16 protein-coding genes are annotated in these 20004 nt (G+C 72.4%); 5 read left to right on the top strand and 11 right to left on the bottom strand.

Translation table 11 applies throughout. The features are described 5' to 3' along the window. Positions 1-10: 10 nt before the first annotated feature. Genes Ade02nite_RS17790 through Ade02nite_RS17775 form a run of 4 tightly spaced genes read right to left on the bottom strand, consistent with a single transcriptional unit; the run spans position 11 to position 6202 of the window. On the bottom strand, positions 11-2263 hold the full coding sequence (locus Ade02nite_RS17790; RefSeq protein ID WP_203764111.1) for an N-acetylmuramoyl-L-alanine amidase: 2253 nt from the start codon (positions 2261-2263) through the stop codon (positions 11-13). 55 nt (positions 2264-2318) lie between these two features. After that, positions 2319-2948: a GNAT family N-acetyltransferase gene (locus Ade02nite_RS17785; protein WP_203764091.1), complete on the bottom strand. Its 630-nt coding sequence runs from the start codon at positions 2946-2948 to the stop codon at positions 2319-2321. Positions 2949-2957: 9 nt separating this feature from the next. After that, positions 2958-5450 carry an FtsX-like permease family protein gene (locus tag Ade02nite_RS17780; protein ID WP_203764088.1) on the bottom strand — a complete coding sequence of 831 codons (2493 nt, stop codon included), beginning with the start codon at positions 5448-5450 and terminating at the stop codon, positions 2958-2960. Continuing rightward, positions 5447-6202 (bottom strand): ABC transporter ATP-binding protein, encoded by a 756-nt coding sequence (locus Ade02nite_RS17775; RefSeq protein WP_203764085.1) that lies wholly within the window; start codon positions 6200-6202, stop codon positions 5447-5449. Before Ade02nite_RS17775 ends, Ade02nite_RS17780 begins: the two co-directional genes overlap by 4 nt. Positions 6203-6347: 145 nt before the next feature. Between Ade02nite_RS17775 and Ade02nite_RS17770 the strand changes: the two genes are divergently transcribed. From Ade02nite_RS17770 to Ade02nite_RS17760, 3 genes are read left to right on the top strand one after another with little or no spacing between them, the layout of a single operon-like run. Beyond that, on the top strand, positions 6348-7517 hold the full coding sequence (locus tag Ade02nite_RS17770) for a sensor histidine kinase (protein WP_203764083.1): 1170 nt from the start codon (positions 6348-6350) through the stop codon (positions 7515-7517). A 13-nt stretch (positions 7518-7530) separates the two neighbouring features. Then, a complete protein-coding gene (locus Ade02nite_RS17765; RefSeq protein ID WP_203764082.1) occupies positions 7531-8169 on the top strand; it encodes a response regulator in 639 nt (212 codons plus the stop codon). 39 nt (positions 8170-8208) lie between these two features. Beyond that, entirely contained in the window at positions 8209-8964 is a 756-nt protein-coding gene (locus Ade02nite_RS17760) for a PIG-L deacetylase family protein (RefSeq protein ID WP_203764080.1), read from the top strand. A 207-nt stretch (positions 8965-9171) separates the two neighbouring features. Here Ade02nite_RS17760 and Ade02nite_RS17755 read toward each other — a convergent pair whose 3' ends face one another. Both Ade02nite_RS17755 and Ade02nite_RS17750 read right to left on the bottom strand, forming a co-directional pair. Further along, positions 9172-10590: an MATE family efflux transporter gene (locus Ade02nite_RS17755; RefSeq protein WP_203764078.1), complete on the bottom strand. Its 1419-nt coding sequence runs from the start codon at positions 10588-10590 to the stop codon at positions 9172-9174. A gap of 192 nt (positions 10591-10782) precedes the next feature. Further along, a complete protein-coding gene (locus tag Ade02nite_RS17750) occupies positions 10783-11223 on the bottom strand; it encodes a MarR family winged helix-turn-helix transcriptional regulator (RefSeq protein ID WP_203764076.1) in 441 nt (146 codons plus the stop codon). 89 nt (positions 11224-11312) lie between these two features. On the opposite strand from Ade02nite_RS17750, the gene Ade02nite_RS17745 reads away from it, so the two are divergent. Next, positions 11313-12023, top strand: coding sequence for a phosphatase PAP2 family protein (locus Ade02nite_RS17745; RefSeq protein WP_203764062.1), 711 nt, complete (start codon positions 11313-11315; stop codon positions 12021-12023). Here Ade02nite_RS17745 and Ade02nite_RS17740 read toward each other — a convergent pair. The 3 genes from Ade02nite_RS17740 to aceA form a co-directional block, all read right to left on the bottom strand. Next, a complete protein-coding gene (locus Ade02nite_RS17740; RefSeq protein ID WP_203764059.1) occupies positions 12020-13495 on the bottom strand; it encodes a mannitol dehydrogenase family protein in 1476 nt (491 codons plus the stop codon). The two genes, Ade02nite_RS17745 and Ade02nite_RS17740, sit on opposite strands and share 4 nt — an antisense overlap. Before the next feature lie 138 nt (positions 13496-13633). Beyond that, positions 13634-15259 (bottom strand): malate synthase A, encoded by a 1626-nt coding sequence (gene aceB, locus Ade02nite_RS17735; RefSeq protein ID WP_203764057.1) that lies wholly within the window; start codon positions 15257-15259, stop codon positions 13634-13636. Further along, complete coding sequence (aceA, locus tag Ade02nite_RS17730; RefSeq protein WP_203764055.1) at positions 15259-16548, bottom strand: isocitrate lyase; 1290 nt, start codon at positions 16546-16548, stop codon at positions 15259-15261. Before aceA ends, aceB begins: the two co-directional genes overlap by 1 nt. 130 nt (positions 16549-16678) lie before the next feature. On the opposite strand from aceA, the gene Ade02nite_RS17725 reads away from it, so the two are divergent. Beyond that, positions 16679-18133 carry a helix-turn-helix transcriptional regulator gene (locus Ade02nite_RS17725; protein WP_203764053.1) on the top strand — a complete coding sequence of 485 codons (1455 nt, stop codon included), beginning with the start codon at positions 16679-16681 and terminating at the stop codon, positions 18131-18133. Between the two features lies 1 nt (position 18134). Here Ade02nite_RS17725 and Ade02nite_RS17720 read toward each other — a convergent pair whose 3' ends face one another. Together Ade02nite_RS17720 and Ade02nite_RS17715 are read right to left on the bottom strand one after the other, a co-directional pair. Then, complete coding sequence (locus tag Ade02nite_RS17720) at positions 18135-19394, bottom strand: sensor domain-containing phosphodiesterase (RefSeq protein ID WP_203764050.1); 1260 nt, start codon at positions 19392-19394, stop codon at positions 18135-18137. Between the two features lie 14 nt (positions 19395-19408). Next, a complete protein-coding gene (locus Ade02nite_RS17715; RefSeq protein WP_203764047.1) occupies positions 19409-19903 on the bottom strand; it encodes an FBP domain-containing protein in 495 nt (164 codons plus the stop codon). Positions 19904-20004: the final 101 nt, after the last annotated feature.

The raw sequence follows: 20004 nt of genomic DNA, 5'->3' as shown, positions 1-20004 counted from the left end.
CTCCCTGGGGTCAGTTGGCGTAGGTCATGCCGTCGACGATCACCGTGGGACGCCCCGAGGTGCCGGCGACGACCACGGACACCGTGTGGACCTTGGCGGGCAGGTTGCGCACGAACAGGGTCTGGCGGTACGCCGTGGCGGCCGCCTTCGTGTCGATGGTGGCGACCTTCACGCCGTCCACGTAGACGTAGGCGGCGCCGGTGGTGGTGGCCCGGGCGAAGGTGAGGGCGGCGGAGCGGCCGTTGAAGGTCCACGACAGCTTCGCGTTCTTGGCGCCGGACGCGAGCGCCTTGCCGCCCAGGTACGCCGTCCCGGACCGGGTGCTCCAGGTGCCGGCGCGACCGGCCGAGGTCTCGGCGACCTGAGTGATCTTGCGGGTGACCGTGGTGGCCCGGCTGTTGCCGCTGAGGTCACGGGCGGTCAGCGTGTACGTCAGCGAGACGTTCGGGCGGACCGCGCTGTTCCACGTCGTCGAGGTGGGGGCCAGGTTCGCGGCCGTGGGCGAGGTCGACTTGCCGGCCAGCGCGGTGACCCGCACGTTGTCCGCGGCCCGGTAGGTCACGGCCACCGGCACGGAGGTCGTGGACGCGGTGCCGGTGCGCAGCACCACCGACGGCGCGGACGGGAAGGTGGGCGCCGTGACGTCGGAGAAGATCTTCACGGCCGCGCTGGTGTCGTAGTTGACCCCGGCGGCGTGAATGGCCCGCACGGCGATGGTGTGCGCGCCCGGCGTGACCGGCACGGTGGCGCTGCGGGCGGTGCCGGCCACGGTCGCGACCACCGCTCCGTCGCGCAGGACGTTGAAGCGGTTGACGTTGCCGCCGCTGAGCGTCCAGGTGACCGTCGCCGTGTTGCGGACGTACGTCGTGCCGCTGGAGACTGTGCCCGCGACGCTCTTGACCGCGAGGCCGGGCAGCGCCGCCTTGCCGCGGATGACGCCGAGCAGCGGGTAGAACATGTCGCCGGGGCACTCGGTGAGGTAGCCGGCGGCCGACTGGGCGCCGTCCTTGTGCCCGGCGATGCGCGGGAAGGTGACCAGCGAGCCCTTGGGCCACTTGTAGCCGTCGAGGCCCTCGGTCAGCTGGGTGGTCGTCGCCGGGTCGAAGCCGTAGGCGGTGAGCCGCGCCGCCGCCACCTGGGAGATGGTCCGGACCGGCGTGTCGTAGGGCTTGATCGACGTGTAGTCGCCGAGCAGCGCGACGCCGGCGGTGGCGGTGTTGAAGCCGGCCGTGTGCGCGCCGATGACGGCCTTGGTGGCGCTGCCCTTGCGGCCCTCGTAGAGCGTGCCGCACTTGTCGACGATGAAGTTGTAGCCGATGTCGTCGAAGCCCTCGGCGATGTCGTTCGCCATGATGCCGCGGATCACCGAGGCCGACTGGGCGCACGTGTAGTTGTTGCCGAAGCCGCTGTGGTGCACCCAGACCAGCTTGACGCCCTCGGTGGCGACCGAGGCCGGGGCGCGCACCGTCGTCTCGTCGGCGCCCCACTGCGCGCGGGTGACGATCGGCGGCAACGCGGCCTTGGCGATCACCGGGCCCGTGGTGGTCGTGGGCGCCGGCGTGCCGGTGGACGTGGCCGGCGGCGTGGTGGTGGGCGTGGTGGTGGGCGTGCCGGCCGGGGTGGTGGTGGCCGCGGGCGTGGTCGCCGTGGGGGTCGCGGGGGTCGTCGAGGCCGGCGCCGACGGGGTGGGCTCGGCCAGCATGCCGCCGCCCGTGCCGCCGGTGGGCCGGGCGTCCGGGTCGATCAGGTTGAGCCGCAGCCCGGCGGGCAGGCCGGTCACCGACGCGCCGAGGATGCGGGCGGCCACGCCGTTGGACGGGCCGGCCCACAGCGGCTCGGTGCGGCCGCGCACGCGGGCCTTCTCGTCCGGCCGGTCGGCGGCCTCCTCGGCGACGCCGAGCGACTGCCAGCCGGTCCACGCGCCGGTCGCGGCGCTGCGGGTGCGCACCTGCACGGTGCCCTTCGGCGCCGCCTTCGGGTCGGTCCAGCTGACGCTGAGCATGCTGAAGCGCTGCGTCGCCTGCTGCGGCAGGTCGACCTGGCCGGTGAGATCGACCTTCTTGATGGCCGTGCGGACCGGCGCGTTCGGCAGCTCGGGGGCGGACGACGGCGCCGGCGCGGCCGCGGGCACGGCGGCCGCGGTCGGCTCGACGAAGTCGAGGGCCGCCGGGGTCTGCGACGGCCAGGTCAGCGCGGCCACCCCGCCGCCCGCGGCGAGCACCGCGGCCGCGGCGCCGATCGATATTGCCAGCTTGCGTTTCACGCGATCCCCCGTTGATCTCGAATAGGCGCGCGTGAGAGTACCGAACGCGAGACGGCTACGTCATCCCGAACCAGGCGCGACAGGCATCGAAGCCCTCAATCGTGATCGAATGCCCCGGCCAGCGGTCCGCGGTGAGCCGGAAGTGCTGCAACTCGGCGACGTCTCCCCCGGTGTCGACGATGCGGCTGCGGCCGTTCTCCTCGTACCCGATGCGCCGGGAGACCCCGAGCGAGGCCGCGTTGTCCGTGGTCGCCGAGCTGACCGCGGCGACGGCGCCGAGGCTGCCGAACGAGAAGCCCAGCACGGCGGTGCGCATCGCGACCCCGACGCCGCGCCCGCGCGCCCCGGGCACCAGCCAGGAAGCCGTGTCCACGGTGCGCAGTGCCGGGAAGCTCTCGCCCTCGAGGGTCTGCACGCCGACCAGCTCGCCGCGGTGGGCGACCGCGAAGTGCAGCACCCACGACGCCGGGTCCCACGTGCCGAGCGCCTTCCAGTAGCCCTGGCAGAACAGCCGCCGCTCGTTCTCGGCGAAGCTCTGCGACGGCCACATCGGCAGGCGCGGGTCGTGCCCGACGTCGCCGGGCAGCATGGCGGCGAGCCCCGGCAGGTCCTCCTCGCGCATCGGACGCAGCGTCACGTCGCGGAAGACCAGCCGGAGCCCGAAGAGCGGCCAGTAAGAGTCCATGGACGCTTTCTACTCGGTTCCCAGCGCCGCCACCGGGCTGACCTTCGCCGCCTTGCGCGCCGGCAGCACCCCGGCGAGGGCGGTCAGGGCCACCAGCACCAGGAAGACCACCACCAGCTGACCGGCCGGCACGGCGAGCGGGGCGTTCACCCCGAGCGCTTTCACCGCGAGCATGGCGTACGGGATCCCGAGCGCCAGCCCGATCGCGGCGCCGATCACCCCGTACAGCGCCGACTCGGCCGTCAGCATGGCCCGCAGACCGCCGCGCGACAGGCCGACCGCGCGCAGCACCCCGGACTCGCGGACCCGTTCGACCACCGAGAGGGCCGTCGTCGTCCCCACGCCCACCACCGCGATCGCCACGGTGAGCCCGATGAGCCCGAGCGCGATCACCAGCAGCATGGTGAGGTTGTCGTCGATCAGGTCACGCTGGTCGGCGAGCACATCGGTGCGGAAGCTCCCGCCCGCGACGCTCTCGTCGATCGCCCGCTTGCCGTCGGTGCGGCCCTGCTCGCCGTCGGCCGCCGCGTCGGCGAGCACACCGGAGTACGTGGCCGGCGCACCGAGCCGGGTCAGGTCGGCCGGGTCGAGCACCACCGCGGAGCCGACCGGCCCCGAGTCGGGCAGCTGCGCCACGATCGTCACGGTGAGGCTGCGCCTGCCTGCCTGGAGCGTGATCGGGTCGCCCACTCGCAGCCCGGTCATGTCCGACGTGTAGCCCGAGATCACCGCCTTGCCCGGTGCCAGGTCCCGCACCGAGCCGGCGGCCACGTCGAGCTTGCCGAGCCGCGGCAGGGCGCCCATCGCGAGGTCGGTCGCCGTCAGCCCCTCGGTGTTCCCGATCTTCGTTTCCACCCGGCGGTACGGGGTGACGTGCGTCAGCTCCTTGCGCTCGCGCAGCCGGTCGGCCAGCGCCACCGGCACCGGCGCCTGGTCCGCGCCGGTCAGCTCGTAGTCGGCCGGCGCCGACGTGGCGCTCTCCCGTTCGGCGAGCACCCGGATCGACGCGCCGCCGACCAGCGCCCCGGCGATCAGGGTGACGCCGAGCGCGACCACGACCGAGACCGCGGCGGCCCGGCGCGGCGCGGCGCCCACTCCGCCGGCGGCGAGCCGGCCGACGGGCCCGGAGCGGCGGATCGGGGCGCCGAGCAGCGCCAGCACCGGCCGCACCAGCACCGGGCCGAGCGCGACCAGCGCGAAGAAGGCGAGCGCGCCCGAGCCCACGACGGCGAAGAGCATCGGCGCCGGGTCGTAGTCCTTGGGGTCGCGGCCCGGCAGGCCCTGCAGGACGTAGGCGGCCACGACGGCCGCCCCCGCGGCGAGCAGCAGGCCGGTGATCCAGCGCAGCGCGCCGATGTCGCGGCGCGCCCCCGTCGTGCCGGAGCTGCGCAGCGCCTCCAGCGGCGACACCTTCGCGGCGGAGACGGCCGGCGCCAGCACCGCCAGCACCGTGATGACGACCGCGAGCGCGACCGTGCCGAGCGCCGCGGGCACGGGCACGCCGGGCGAGGAGATCTCCTTGCCGAACCAGCCGAGCACGACCGGCAGCAGATGACCGGCGCCGAGCGCGAGCAGCACGCCCGCCACGCCGGTGACCAGCCCGGTCAGTGCGCCCTCGGCGGCCAGCGACCGGCTGATCGAGCCGCGCCCGGCGCCGACCGCGCGCAGCAGCGCCAGCTGGCGCATCCGCTGGGCGAAGACGATGCGGAACGTCGAGGTGGCGACCAGCCCGGCGGCGACCACGGCGATCGCGACGAACATGGCGATGACCGCGAAGACCGCGTTGACGTCGGACGCCTTCTGCTCGGCCTCCTCGTGGCGCACGTCCTCGCCGGTGGCCACCTCGGCGCCCTTGCTCAGCGCGGTGACGCGCTCCTGCACGTCCCGCGCGCCCGGCGCGTACCTGATGTCGATCTGGCTGACCTGCTTCGCGCCGGTGAGGGCGACCACGGCGGCCGTGGGCGCGTACGCCTGGAAGCCGTAGTCGTCGCGGGCCTGCACCAGGCCGACCACCGTGAGCCGCGACTTGGCCAGCGGCTTGCCGTCGTCGCTGTAGCGGATCTGGGCGCCGACGGTGAGGCCGAGCTTCAGGCCCATCCGCTCGGCCGTGCGCGGGGTCACCGCGATCTCGCCCGCCTTCGACGGGTAGCGGCCCTGGGTGACGGTGGCCGTGGCGAGGGGCCCGGAGCCGGGGTCGGAGAGCAGCTGGAGGTAGTCGCCGTTGACCTCGCCGCCGGCGTCGACCCGGCCGACGGCCTCGGCGACACCGGCCGTGCCGGCGATCCGGGCGACCTGCCCCACCGGGATGTCGCCGTTGCGGACGACCAGGTCCACGGTCTCCGGCGTGCCGCTGAGCCCGTTGAGCACGCTGCGCTCGGTGATCTGCTGGGCGAGCACGGCGGCGTAGACGACGAACGAGACGACCAGGACGGCCAGGCCGGTCAGCAGCAGCCGGGTGGGGCGGCTCGCGACGCCGCGCATCTGGGTGCGGAGCACGCTCATCGGGCGGCCGCCAGACCCTGGAGCGCGTCGGTGACGCTCGCGATGTCGGGGCGGTCGAGCTCGCCGGCGACCCGGCCGTCGGCGAGCAGCACGACCCGGTCGGCGTACGCGGCCGCGCCCGGGTCGTGGGTGACCATGACGATCGTCTGGCCCAGCTCGCGCACCGAGTTGCGCAGGAAGAGCAGCACCTCGGCGCCGGAGCGGGAGTCCAGGTTGCCGGTCGGCTCGTCGGCGAAGACCACCTCGGGGCGCGACATCAGCGCCCGGGCCAGCGCGACGCGCTGCTGCTGGCCGCCGGAGAGCTCGCCGGGGCGGTGGTCGAGGCGGCCCACGATGCCCAGCGTCTCGGTCAGGTGGGCGTAGAGGTGGTGGTCGGGCTTGCGGCCGGCCAGTTCCAGCGGCAGCGTGATGTTCTGCGCGGCGGTGAGCTGCGGCAGCAGGTTGAACGCCTGGAAGACGAAGCCGATCCGCTCGCGGCGCACCTTGGTGAGCACCTTGTCGGACTGCTTCGTCAGGTCGGTGCCGCCGAGCAGCGCCTGCCCGCTGGTGGCGGTGTCGAGACCCGCGAGGCAGTGCATGAGCGTCGACTTGCCCGAGCCGGACGGGCCCATGATGGCGGTGAACTGGGCGCGGGCGAACCCGACGGTCACGCCGTCCAGCGCCCGCACGGCGGTGTCGCCGCTGCCGTAGACCTTTGTCAGGTCGACGGCGGCGACGGCCGCCATCGTATTTTCGAGCACGGGCGTCTGCATGGTCTCTCCACGGGCAGTTGTTTCGTTTCGGACGCCGGAAATGCTCGCCGGGACGGCACCCGCGGCACATCGGCCCGTGGCCGGGGATCCGGATCTGTCTTTCGGCCGATGGGGGCGCGCTCACCTGCAACTACGCTGGGTCACGATGGAGACGAACACGAACCGGCTGATCCTGCTGCGCCTCGGGCAGTTCCTCGCGCTGGCGGCGCTCGCCGTGCTGGGACTCTTCGACGTCGCGCAGGGTCTGCTGCGCAACTCGGAGCTGCTCGGCCTGCTCCAGGTGCTCATGGCGATCGCCGCCGCGGCCGTCTGGCTGCCCGCCCGCCGGCAGGGCTCCACCACTCTGCCGAAAGTCGCAATCGGGCTCGGCACGGCCTCGCTCCTGCTGACCTTGGCGATCGTCGGCGGCTACCCCGACAGCAGCTACTCCAGCTGGGGACTGGCCGAGTCGACGGCGCTGCTGGGCGTCCTGTTCGTGCTGGCCCGGCGCGCCTCGCCCGGCTGGGCGGTCGGCGCCGTGGTGATGGTCGGCGCGGCCGTCAGCTTCCAGCCGCTGCGCGGCGGCCAGAGCGCCGAGTTCGTCATCTTCGGCCTCATCCAGGCCCTCGCCGGCACGGCCGCCATCGGCGTCGGCATCTACCTGCGCACGCTGGAGAGCTCGCGGCAGCGGGCGGTCGACGCCGTACGGGCGGAGCAGCGCGCCGAGTTCGCCCGCGACCTGCACGACTTCATCGCCCACCACGTGACCGGCATCGTCGTGCAGGCCCAGGGCGCCCGCTTCATCGCCGAGCAGGACCCGAAGCGGGTGCTGCTCGCCCTGGAGCAGATCGAGGAGGCCGGCGCCGAGACGATGGCGTCGATGCGCCGCATGGTCGGGGTGCTGCGCGACCCCTCGTCCTCGCCGGACGCTCCGCTGGCGCCGGTCGCGGGCCTCGTCGACCTGCCCGGCCTGCTCGACCAGTTCACCTCCGCCGGTGGGCCGATCGCCCGCCTCCACGTCGACGGCGACGCGGAGGGCCTGCCGGTCGAGGTGTCCACCTCGGCGTACCGGGTGGTGATGGAGGCTCTGACGAACGTGCGGCAGCACGCGCCGGCGGCCCAGGTCGCCGACGTCTGGATCCGCCGCACCCCCGACTGGCTGCTGGTGCGGGTGGCGAACGACGGTGTTCCGGCGCGCGCCGCCACGCCACGAGATCGTCCGGGGTACGGTCTCGTGGGCCTGACCGAACGGGTCCGCGCGGCCGGCGGCCGGATCACGGCCGGGCCGGGCATCGAGGGCGGCTGGGTGGTCGACGCGGCCTTCCCCCTTCCGTAGAGGTGGTTCTTCAGTGATTCGCGTGCTTATCGCCGACGACCAGGCGATGGTCCGTACCGGCTTCGGCATGATCATCGGCGCCCAGCCGGACATGGAGGTCGTGGGCGAGGCCTCCGACGGCGTCGAGGCGGTGGCGCTGGCGCGCAAGCTCAAGCCGGACGTGGCGCTCTTCGACATCCGCATGCCCAAGATGGACGGCCTCGAGGCGCTGCGCCTGCTGGCCGGCCCCGGCGTCGCCGATCCGCTGCGCATCGTCGTGGTCACGACCTTCGACCTCGACGAGTACGTGCACCAGGCGCTCCGCAACGGCGCGGCCGGCTTCCTGCTCAAGGACTCCGGCCCGGCGCTGCTCATCGAGGCGGTGCGCGCGGCCGTGTCGGGCGACGCCCTGATCAGCCCGTCGATCACCGTACGGCTGCTGGAGCACCTCTCCCCGCCCGCGCCTGCCACCGACGAGGGCGGCCTGTCCCCCCGCGAGCTGGAGGTCGTCAAGCTGACCGCCCGCGGCCTGACGAACGCGGAGATCGCCGCCCAGCTCTACATCTCGGTCGGCACGGTCAAGACCCACCTCGGCAGCATCCACACCAAGCTCGACACCCGCAACCGGGTCGAGATCGCCGCGTGGGCCTGGGAGCGCCGCCTGGTCGGCTGACCTTTTCACTGCCCCTGCCGGACGGGCATCATGGCCCTCATGAGTGACGCCGCTCCCGCCCCGCTGAAGCCCGTCGACGAGTCGTGGCAGCGCGGCCTCGCCATCGTCGCCCACCCCGACGACCTGGAGTTCGGCACGGCCGCCGCCGTCGCGCGCTGGACCCGCCAGGGCAAGGAGATCACGTACGTCCTGCTGACCAGCGGCGAGGCCGGCATCGACGGCATGACGCCCGAGGAGGCCGGCCCCGCCCGCGAACGCGAGCAGCGCGAGTCCGCCGAGATCGTCGGCGTGTCGAAGGTGGACTTCCTGGGCCTGCCGGACGGCATGCTCGACTACGGCGTGCCCCTGCGCCGCGACCTGGCCCGCGTCATCCGCACCCACCGCCCCGACATCATCGTCACCAACAACTTCCGCGAGAGCTGGGACGAGGCCGGCGGCGCCCTCAACATGGCCGACCACATCGTCACCGGCCGAGCCGTCCTCGACGCGGCCCGCGACGCCGCCAACCGCTGGGTCTTCCGCGACCAGATCGAGAACGAGGGCCTCGAGAGGTGGCGCGGCGTCCGCCAGGTCTGGGCGGCCGGCTCCCCCCGCTCCACCCACGGCGCCGACACCACGGAGACCTTCGAGCTGGGCGTCCGCTCCCTGGAGGCGCACGCCGCCTACCTGAACGGCCTCACCCCGGGCGCCTTCGACGCCGAGGAGTTCCTCCAGGGCTTCGCCCGCCAGGCCGGCTCCCGGTTGGGCGTGCGCTACGGCGCCCCGTTCGAGGTCTTCGACCTCGGCCTCCTCTGACAGGCGGTCGAAATCGTGGCCCTCCCCCGAGGCGACCGTTGCGATGCCGGGACGGATCCGCCCCATCGCCGCACCGGGGCCGATCTCCGCGCGGCCCTGCGAGACATCGCGCCCCCGGATGACCGCCCTCGGCCGTCCAGGTCCAGCGGGGCTGCCGCCCTCCGGCCGTCCGAGTCCGACGGGGCGGCCGCACGCCAGCGGGCCGGGTCACGCGTCGGCCATGTCGAGGGCTCGCTCCGGGGTGCCCTCGCCCAGGCCGCGGGCGATGGAGCGGCGCGAGGCGAGCAGCAGGACCACGCCGGTCAGCAGGACGGTGATCTCGGTGAGGGTCAGGGCCCAGATGATGCCGGTCAGGCCGAACCAGAGGTTGCCGAGGATCACGACCGGGATGAACAGGACGCCCTGGGCGGTGGACATCACGGTGGCCGGCAGGGCGCGGCCGGTGGCCTGGAAGAGCGACGTGATCAGGCCGGTGAAGCCGTTGGCGATCATCGCGGTGAGCTGGGCGGTGAGGATGGTGACGCCGACGGTGAGGACGGAGTGGTCGGCCGAGAAGGCGGCCAGCACCTGGTGGCGCAAGAGGAAGACGGTCGTCGAGAAGAGCAGCACGACGGCGCCGACGGCGATCGTGGAGCCGCGCAGGGCCGCGGCGAGGCGGGCGCGGTCGCCCTTGCCGTACGCGTAGGCCAGCAACGGCAGGACACCGATGGTCACGCCCATGACCAGGAACTCGGGCACCTGGGCGATGCGGACGGCCACGCCCATCGCGGCGAGGGCGCTGTCGCCGTACGCGGCGGCGAGGTTGTTGAGGACCAGGCTCGTGACGATCAGGAACGCGGCTTGGAACAGCTGGCCGGCGCCGACGCCGAAGACCGGCTTGAGCACGGCGGGGCGCAGGGTGAACCAGCGCGGGGCGAGGCTCATGTGCTCGCTGCGGCGCTGGAGCCAGGCGGCCCAGTAGGCGATGCTGACCACGTTCGCCAAGCCGATCGCGAGGGCCGCGCCGGCGACGCCCCAGTGCAGCACGAGGATGAACAGGACGTCGAGGACCAGGTTGGCGACGGTCTGGGCGATCAGGCCGGTCATGGCCTGCCGGGCGGCGCCCTCGGCGCGGACGAGCTGTTCGAGGCAGAACGCGGCGGCCAGCACGGGGACGAAGGCCAGCATGACGGCGACGTACGACCTGGTCGCGGACGCGGCGGCGGCGTCAGCGCCGAGCAGAGTGACCAGCGGGTGCAGCAGGAGCAGGCCGGCGCCGCCGACCACGGCACCGGCGATCACCGAGCCCCAGACGGCGAAGGACGAGACGTGTTTGATCTCGCCCGCCCGCGCCGGGTCGTTCTCGGCGGCGCCGAGCAGCCGCGAGATGAGGGCGCCGCCGCCGACGCCGAAGATGCCGCCGAACGCCATGACCAGGCCGAGCAGCGGGGTGCCGAAGGTGATCGCGGCGAGCAGCGCGGTGTCGTGCTGCGAGCCGATGAAGCCGCCGTTGACGACGTTGTAGAAGGCGGAGACGACCATCGCGGCGGCCATCGGCACGCACAGGTGCACGAGGGCGCGGGCGATCGGCGCGGTGGAGAGGTACCAGCGGTTGGTGCCGACGGCGTCGGCTTGCACGGTGCTCATGGCTGCTCCTTCGCGGGCAGGACCGAGCGCGCGGCGGCACGAAACCGTCGCTGCGACATTCGGGCAGGTGTGATCGCGCCACCACGGACCGGCCGGGCAGCGACATTTCGGGCATGGTTGATCAGGCCACTGCGACATTTCGGGCAGGGCTGATCGCGCGACGGCGGTCACCGTCGCGGCAGGGTCAGCAGGTCAGGACCGCGTCGGCCGGGGCAGCTCCGCAGTGATCTTCTGAAGCAGGGCGTGCAGGGTGGCCCGCTCGCTCTCGTCGAGCGGGGAGAGGATCGTCTCGTCGGAGGCGGCCATCGCGGTGTCGAACCCGGCGACGAGCTCCGCCCCGGCCGGCGTCGCATGGACGCGTTTGCTGCGCTCGTCGCCGCGCTCGGTCCGGCGCTCGACGAGCCCGCGGCGCTCGAGCCCCTGAAGCAGGCTCGACACGCTCGCCGCACTCGTGCGGGTGATCTGCGCCAGGTCGCGCTGGATCGCCCCGGGATTGCGCACCAGATAACCCAGCGCGAAGGCCTGCTCGAAGCTGAGGTCGCGTTCCCGCACCCAGTCCTCGCCGGCCTTGCGCTGCGCCCACCCGACCCAGCGCATCAGATCGAGCGTGCTGGTCAGCTCTGGCGTATCCATACTTAGAAAGCTAACCGTTAGAACTCTAACTGTCAACACCGGGGAGTACGGCGCTTAGGCCATCGATCGTTCGGGTAAAGCGTCCGGCCATGCCCCCCGAATCAGCAACGTGGACCGCCTCGATCGGGCAGGTGGTCAAGCGGATCCTTCTTCCCGTAGCGGTCCTGTTCGGCGTCATGGTGGCGCTCGGGCTGCTCGTCACCAAGGTCTGGGCGCACGACTGGCCCTTCACCGCCGAGGACGCGATCAACCGGGACTTCGCGGCGCACCGGGACGGGGCGCTCAACGCGGTGTCCGAGTTCTTCAGCCTGATGGGCAGCACGCCGGTCGTCGTCGGCATCACGGCGGCGGTGGCGATCGGGCTGCGGCTGAAGTTGCACCGCTGGCGGGAGCCGCTGCTCCTCTGCGCGGCGGTCAGCGCCCAGGCGCTCGTGTTCCTGTTCACCACGCTGGTCATCGATCGGCGGCGGCCGGCCGTACCGCATCTGGACGACTCCCCGCCCACCTCGAGCTTCCCGTCGGGGCACACGTCGGCGGCGGTCGCCCTCTACGTCGGGCTCGCGGTCGTGCTCGCCGTCCTGCTCAAGAAGACCTGGGCGAAGCGCCTCGCCTGGCTGTTCGTGCTCGTGCCCGTCCTGGTCGCGACCGCGCGGCTCTACCGGGGCATGCACCACCCCAGTGACGTGACGGCCTCGTTCCTCAACGGTCTCGCCTGCGTCGCCATCATGGTCCGCTCGATCCTGGACCGGGCGGTGCGCTGGGCCCGCCCGGTCTTCACCAAGTCGGCGGTGCCCGCCTAGAGGGCGCCCGCCACGAGGGCTTCGAGCGTCGCTTTCGCTCCGCGGTTGCGCAGGCTGTCCAGGACCGAGCTGTACGCCGCCACGAAGCGCTCGTTGTCGGCCAGCTCGCCGAAGAGCTCCCGGTTCTGGATGAAGGCGAGCGGGTCGGGTTGCCGGGCCAGCGACACCAGTTGGTCCCGCAGCCGGTCGACGACCTCGATCGGCTGGCCGTGCTCGTCGACGCCGGTGGCGTACCGCGCCCAGGACGCCACCACGGCGGTGGACAGCAGGATGTCGCCGCCGGTGGCCAGGTTTTCCCGGATCACCGGCAGCAGCCACTTCGGGATGCGGTCGGAGCTCTCCGCGCACAGCCGCGCCACGGTGTCCTTGACCTGCGCGTTCGAGAAGCGGTCGATCAGCTGGTGCTGGTATTCGCGCAGGTCCACGCCGGGCACGGGCGCCAGGGTCGGGGTCGCTTCCCGTTCCATGTACGCGAGGAGGTACTGCTCGAACACCGGGTCGCGCGCCACGTCGTGCACGAGCCGGTAGCCGCAGAGGTAGCCGAAGTAGCAGAGCGCCTGATGGGACGCGTTGAGCAGGCGCAGCTTCATCAGCTCGTACGGCTCGACGTCCGGCACCACCTGCACGCCCGCGTCCTCGAACGGCGGCCGGCCGGCCGAGAAGCTGTCCTCGAGCGCCCACTGGGTGAACGGCTCGCACACCACGGGCCAGCCGTCCTCCACACCGAAGTGCTTGCGCACCTCGTCCCGGTCGTCGTCGGTCGTCACCGGGGTGATCCGATCCACCATGCTGTTCGGGAAGCGCACGCTCTCGTCCACGTACGCCGCGAGCGCCGGGTCGCGCAGCCGCGCGTACGACACGAAACTGCGCCGCGCCGCGTCCCCGTTCCCCTGGATGTTGTCGCAGCTCATGATCGTGAACGGGGGCAGCCCGCGCTCCCGCCGCCGCTCGATCGCCGCGGTGATCAGCCCGAACGTCGTCCGCGGCTCGTTCGGCAGCGCCAGGTCGTGCTGCACGTCGACGTTGTCGGCCATGAACTCGCCGGTGACCGCGTTGAAGTTGTAGCCGCCCTCGGTGACGGTCAGCGACACGATCCGCACGTCCGGGTGCGCCATCTTCTCGATGACGGCCCGGGGATCGTCCGGCGCGTACAGGTATTCCTTGATCGACCCGATCACCCGCGCGTCGAGCGTCCCGTCGGGCGCCTTGACCACGAGCGTGTAGAGGCGGTCCTGCGCGTCGAGCACCTGCTGCATGCGCCGATCGCCCGGCATCACCCCCACCCCGCAGATCGCCCAGTCGAGCGCGGCCTGCGCGTTCATCAGCCGATCCAGATACATGGCCTGGTGGGCGCGGTGGAACCCGCCCACTCCGAAGTGCACGATCCCGGTACGCAGCTGCGCCCGGTCGTAGCTCGGCACGCCGACGCCCGAGGGCAGCGACGCCAGGTTGGCTTGAGTGAGGGGCAACATGGTCCACGACCTCCCAGCAGTGGTTCAGGGATCGCCCTCAGCATCGCACTGACCACCGAAGAACACTCGCGTAGGAGCGCGGGCAGCGGGAAACGGCGCGACCGGTGCCGGGCCGCGCCGTTTCCCTCTCACCTCCGCCTAGGCCGCGACAGTAACCTCGGCGGGGGTGGGGGCCGCCGACCCGCCCGACAGGTGCCGCAGGTAGGCGGGCAGGGTCAGGAACTCGGGGCAGGTGCGCTCGGTGAGCAGCACCGTCAGCAGCGTCCGGGCCTGAGAGAAGCGGCGGGCCGCGTCCTCGTCCAGGGCGCCCGTCTCGCTCAGCACGTCCAGCTCCTCGCGGAGCATCCGGGTGACCAGGGCCGCGCTGACCGGCACCCCGTAGTCCGTCGGCGTCGCCGTGCTGATCCACTGCCAGAGCTGGGCGCGGCAGATCTCCGCCGTGGCCGCGTCCTCCATCAGGCCGCCGAGGGCCACCGCGCCCCGCCCGCCCAGCCAGGCCGCGGTGTAGCGCAGCGCCACGCTCACGTTGGTGCGCAGCGCGACCTCGCTGACCTGGACGCCGACCGCCTTCACGTCCAGCAGGTCGTCCGCGGTGACCTTCACGTCCTCGCGCTTGCGGACGATCTGGTGGGGCTCGTCGCCGAGCCACTGGTCGAAGACCTCACGGCACGTGTCGACCAGGCCGGGGTGTGCCACCCACGAGCCGTCGAAGCCGTCGCCGACCTCGCGCCGCTTGTCCTGGCGGACCTGGTTGAGGGCGCGCTTCGCGGCCACCGGGTCGCGGCTGGGGACGACCGCCGCCATCCCGCCGATGGCGTGGGCGTTGCGGCGGTGGCAGGTGCGGACCAGCAGTTCGGTGTACGCCCGCATGAACGGCGCCGTCATCGTCACCTGGGAGCGCTCGGGCAGGACGACGTCGGGACGGTTCTTGATCATGCTGAAGAGGTAGTCCCAGCGGCCCGCGTTCAGGCCGGCCGAGTGCTCGCGCAGCTCGTACAGGATCTCGTCCATCTCGAACGCCGCGGTGATGGTCTCGATCAGCACCGTGGCGCGGATGGTGCCGCGCGGGATGCCGCAGGTCTCCTGCGCCCAGACGAAGACGTCGTTCCAGAGGCGGGCCTCCAGGTGCGACTCGAGCTTCGGCAGGTAGAAGTACGGGCCGCTGCCCCGGTCGATCTGCCGCTGCGCGCAGTGGAAGAAGTACAGGCCGAAGTCGAACAGGGCGGCGGAGACCGCCCGGCCGCCGATGCGCAGGTGGCATTCGGGCAGGTGCCAGCCGCGCGGGCGGACCATGATGGTCGGGATCCAGCCGTTGACCTTGTATTCCTTGCCCTCCTCGGACGTGAAGTCGAGGGTGCCGTCGAGGGCGTCGCGCAGGTTGAGCTGGCCGATGACCACGTTCTCCCAGGTGGGGGCGGTGGCGTCCTCGAAGTCGGCCATCCAGACCTTGGCGCCCGAGTTGAGCGCGTTGATCGTCATCTTGCGCTCGGGCGGGCCGGTGATCTCGACACGGCGGTCGAGCAGGTCGTGCGCCGGCGGGGCGACCGTCCACGAGGCGTCGTCCCGGATGTGCCGGGTGGAGGGCAGGAAGTCCAGTTCGGTGGTACGGGTGGTCCGGCGGCGACGGCGGCGCTCCAGCAGCTGGACGCGGCGGGCACCGAACTCCCGGTCGAGCGCGACGACGAAGTCGATGGCCTCGGGGGTGAGGATCTCGGCGTAGCGGCCGTCGGTCGTACCCGTGATCGTGATTTCCTCGGAAGCCATCAGAACTGCTCCGTTTCGGTCGAGCCGGCCAGGGCGGTGGTGGACGAGGTGGGGTTGAGCGCGGTCGAGACGGCGTCGAAATAGCCGGTGCCGACCTCGGCCTGGTGCTTGGTGGCCGTGTAGCCGTCGGCCTCGGCCGCGAACTCGGCCTCCTGCAGCTTCACGTAGGCGGTCATGCCGGTCTCGGCGTAGCCGCGGGCCAGCTCGAACATCGAGTGGTTGAGCGCGTGGAAGCCGGCCAGCGTGACGAACTGGAACTTGTAACCCATCGCGCCGAGCTCCTTCTGGAACCGGGCGATGTCGGCGTCGTCGAGGTTGCGCTTCCAGTTGAACGACGGCGAGCAGTTGTACGCGAGCATCTTGCCGGGGTGCTCCTTGTGCACCGCCTCGGCGAAGGCCCGCGCGAAGTCGAGGTCGGGCTTGCCGGTCTCGACCCAGATCAGGTCGGCGTAGTCGGCGTAGGCGACACCGCGCGCGATGGCCGCGTCGGGCCCGCTGCGCACCCGGTAGAAGCCCTCGGCCGTGCGCTCGCCCGTCAGGAACGGCTTGTCGCGCTCGTCGGCGTCCGTGGTGAGCAGGTCCGCGGCGAGCGCGTCGGTCCGCGCGATGACCAGCGTGGGCACCCCGAGCACGTCGGCGGCGAGGCGGGCGGCGTTGAGGGTGCGGATGTGCTGCGCGGTCGGGATGAGCACCTTCCCGCCGAGGTGGCCGCACTTCTTCTCGCTGGCCAGCTGGTCCTCCCAGTGCACGCCCGCGGCGCCGGCCGTGATCATGGCCTTCATCAGCTCGAACGCGTTGAGCGGGCCGCCGAAGCCGGCCTCCGCGTCGGCGACGATCGGGGCGAGCCAGTCGCGCTCGTGCCGGCCGGCCGCCGTGTCGATCTGGTCGGCGCGCATCAGCGCGTTGTTGATGCGCCGGACCACCGCGGGCACCGAGTTGGCGGGGTAGAGCGACTGGTCGGGGTACGTGTTGCCGCTCAGGTTGGCGTCCGCGGCGACCTGCCACCCGGACAGGTAGATCGCCTTGAGGCCGGCGCGCACCTGCTGCACGGCCTGGCCGCCGGTGAGCGCGCCCAGCGCGTTGACGTAGTCCTCGCTGTGCAGCAGGTCCCACAGCCGCTGCGCGCCGCGCTCGGCGAGCGTGTGCCGTTCCTGGACGGTGCCGCGCAGCTTGACGACGTCGTGCGCGGTGTAGCTGCGCTTGATGCCCAGCCACCGCGGATCGCCGGCCCAGGCTCGAGTGAGGTCCGATGCGGTACCGCCACGAACGTCGGTCAGCTGATCAGTCATGGTGATAAGTCCCTTCCGTGCCCTGTCGCGTGCTTCTCGGTGGAAGAATTTGACTGTCGCGCATTGCGCATGGGCCTCTGAAGGCGTTTGTGAGGAGAAGAAACGCGGAATTTCTGTTAGCGTCAAACGCGTGACCGCTTCGCCTTCCGCCGAGCCCGGCGCCGTCGACCTGGTGACCCTTGGCCAGCGCCTCCGCCACCTGCGCAAGAGCAAGAACATGACGCTCGAGCAGCTCAGCGAGGCGGTCGGCCGGGCGCCGTCGCAGCTCTCCCTGATCGAGAACGGCAAGCGCGAGCCGAAGCTGTCGGTGCTCCAGGCCCTCGCGGGCGCGCTCGGGGTCGGCCTGCAGGAGCTGTTGCGCGCCGAGGCGCCGAGCCGCCGGGCCGGGCTCGAGATCGAGCTGGCGCACTTCCAGCGCTCCCCCGCGTACGAAAGCCTGGGCCTGCCCTCGGTCCGTGGCGGGCGCCGGCTGCCGGCGGACGCGCTGGAGTCACTGGTGGGCCTGCACCGCGAGCTCAACCGGCTGCTCACCGAGCAGAGCGCGACGCCCGAGGTGGCCCGCCGGGCCAACGCGCAACTGCGCGACGACATGCGCGAGCGCGACAACTACTTCGCCGAGATCGAGCAGGCGGCCGCCAAGGTGCTGCTGTCGGTCAAGCACACGACCGGGCCGCTGTCGCAGCGCGGCATCCTCGACATCGCGGCGCAGCTGGGCTTCACGTTGCACTACGTGAACGACCTGCCGGGCTCGACACGGTCGGTGACCGACCTCGCCAACCGGCGCATCTACCTGCCGCAGGTGGCCAGCGGCAAGGGGCACGACCCGCGCGCGGTGGTGCTCCAGACGCTGGGGCATTTCGTGCTCGGGCATCCGGAGCCGGCCGACTACGGCGACTTCCTGCGCCAGCGCGTCGAGGCGAACTACTTCGCGGCGGCGCTGCTGATGCCCGAGAAGTTCGCCGTTCTCTTCCTGAGGGAGGCGAAGGCGGACCGGGCGCTGGCGATCGACGACTTCCGGGACGCGTTCGGCGTCTCGTACGAGACGGCCGCGCACCGGTTCACCAACCTGGCGACGCACCACTTCGGCATCCCGGTGCACTTCACGCGCGTGCACGAGAACGGCATCGTCTACAAGGCGTACGAGAACGACGGGGTGCGCTTCCCCCGCGACGTCACCGGGGCGATCGAGGGACAGCCGATCTGCCGCAAGTGGGCGTCCCGCACGATCTTCCAGGCCGACGACCCGTACTCGTCGTTCTACCAGTTCACCGACACGTCGGCGGGCACGTACTGGTGCACCGTCCACATCGAGTCGACCCGCTCGGGCGAGTTCTCGGTGACGGTCGGGACGCCGTACGAGCACGCGCGCTGGTTCCGCGGCGGCGACACCACCCGGCGTACGGTCTCGCGCTGCCCCGACCCGGATTGCTGCCGCCGCCCGCCCGCCGACCTGGTCGACCGCTGGGCCGGCAACGCCTGGCCCAGCGCCCGCGTGCACTCACACCTGCTGGCCGCGCTGCCGCCCGGCACGTTCCCCGGCGTCGACGCCCAGGACGTCTACGAGTTCCTCGACCGCCGCTCCTGACCTACCGCGCCGCGAGCAGCTCGATCGCCGGGGACTCGGCGGGCGCCACCCGGGACAGCAGCGACCGGGCCGCCTCCACGACCAGGGCCCGGTCGTGGGTCAGCGCGAAGTCGAAACGACGGTCGCGCTCGGCGCCGGTGTCGCCCAGGTCCTTGGCCACCAGGGCGGCCGCCCGGTGCGGGCCGACCACGATCACGTTCCACTCGCCGCGCAGGGCGTCGCCGTCGTCCAGCGAAGCCCCCCGCACGCCGGGAACCGGCTCGGTTGCCAGACCCGCGCCCAGCGCCGCGACCAGCGGGCTCTTCGTGGCGATCCGCTCGAAGCGGCGGGCCGTGGCCCGCGTGAAGTGCCGCGCCTCCTGGAAGCAGGCCAGCAGCACGGGCGCCTCCTCGCCCACCTCGACCAGGGCCTCCAGGTGCCGGCTGGTCGGCATGAGGTGGTCCTTGGTGGTGCGCACGAGCGGACGGCGGGCGGCGACGATCTCGAACGGGCTGCGGCGGTCGGGGACCGCCGGCGGCGGGATGAACGGCATCCGCGCGTTGTCGGCCCGGGACGGGTCGAGCGGGCCCGGGCGGCCGAACAGCCAGCCCTGCCCGATCGTGGCGCCCATGGTGCGGGCGACGGCCAGGTGCTCCGGCGTCTCGATCCCCTCGGCCAGCACCACGGCGCCGCTGGCCTCGGCGTACGCGGCCACGGCGGCGACCACCTTGGCCGTGTGCGGGTCGCCCGGCTCGCGCAGCAACTGCATGTCGAGCTTGACCACGTCGGGGTGCACGAACGGCATGAGGGCCAGCGACAGCGGGTCCGCCCCGACGTCGTCGAGGGCCACCCCCCAGCCGGCGTCGCGGCAGGCCGCCGCGGCCGAGAGCAGGCCGGACGGGTCGCCGGCGATGGCTCGCTCGGTCATCTCGGTGACCACCCGCAGCCGGCCGCGGGCCAGCTTCACCACCGGCGCCAGGTCGGGCGGGCACACCGTGCGGGCAGCCGTGGGCTCCATGTTCACGAACCAGGTGAGGCTGTTGTCGGGCTCGGCCGCGAGGATGGTCCGGTACGCCTGGGCCCGGCAGATCCAGTCGAGCTCGCCCTCCCGGCCGACCGCCCGCGCGGCCGCGAAGAGGGCGGCCGGCGACTCCCAGGGGCTGCCGGCCGGTCCGCGGCTGAGGGCCTCGTAACCGACCGTTCGCCCGGTGGCGATCTCGATGAGCGGCTGGAACAGGGTCGTCACGGCTCGCGCGTCGAGCACGTCATGGATGTTGCGCACGACTATCTGATCGGCTATGCGACCACGCGTTTGATGAAAGCGCCCAGATTGGTCATCGCCCGGTCCACCCGCTCGTCGAGGCTGAGCGACTCCTCCTGGCGCACGAGGCGGCCGCGGGGCTGCCGCTTGCCGCGCAGGTAGAGCGAGCACGCCAGGTCCGAGCAGAGGTATTCGCCGACCGAGTTGCCCCGGCGGCCGGCGGCCCCGGCGAGCGGGGCGACGAACAGCGTCACGCCGTCGGCGGAGTGACCGGTGAGGCAGACGCGGCACATGCTGGAGCGCATCGCGCTGCTGGAGCGCCGCGGCTCCGGCCGGCGGAGCAGCACCCCGACCGGCCCGGGCACCACGATCAGGGCCCGCAACGGCGCGCCCGGGTCGGTCCAGCCGAGGAAGTCGAGATCGTGCCAGCGCGTCTCGGCGAGGTCGGCGGGCATCCGGATCCTGCTCGCCTCGCCCTTCGAGCAATTGACGAAGGACGCACGGATCTCGGATTCGGTGAGCGGTTCCATGCGGCCGAAGCTAGGCGGGTCCCGATCATGGCGCACCTTAATTAAAGGGTCAGAAATCGATGGGTCTCTTTACTGTTAACACTCTTTAAATTAGGTTGGCT

Source organism: Paractinoplanes deccanensis (genome assembly GCF_016862115.1).
In the GTDB taxonomy this organism is placed as follows: domain Bacteria; phylum Actinomycetota; class Actinomycetes; order Mycobacteriales; family Micromonosporaceae; genus Actinoplanes; species Actinoplanes deccanensis.
Note: the sequence above shows the minus strand (reverse complement) of the source record. Positions and strands in the feature narration are given on the sequence as shown.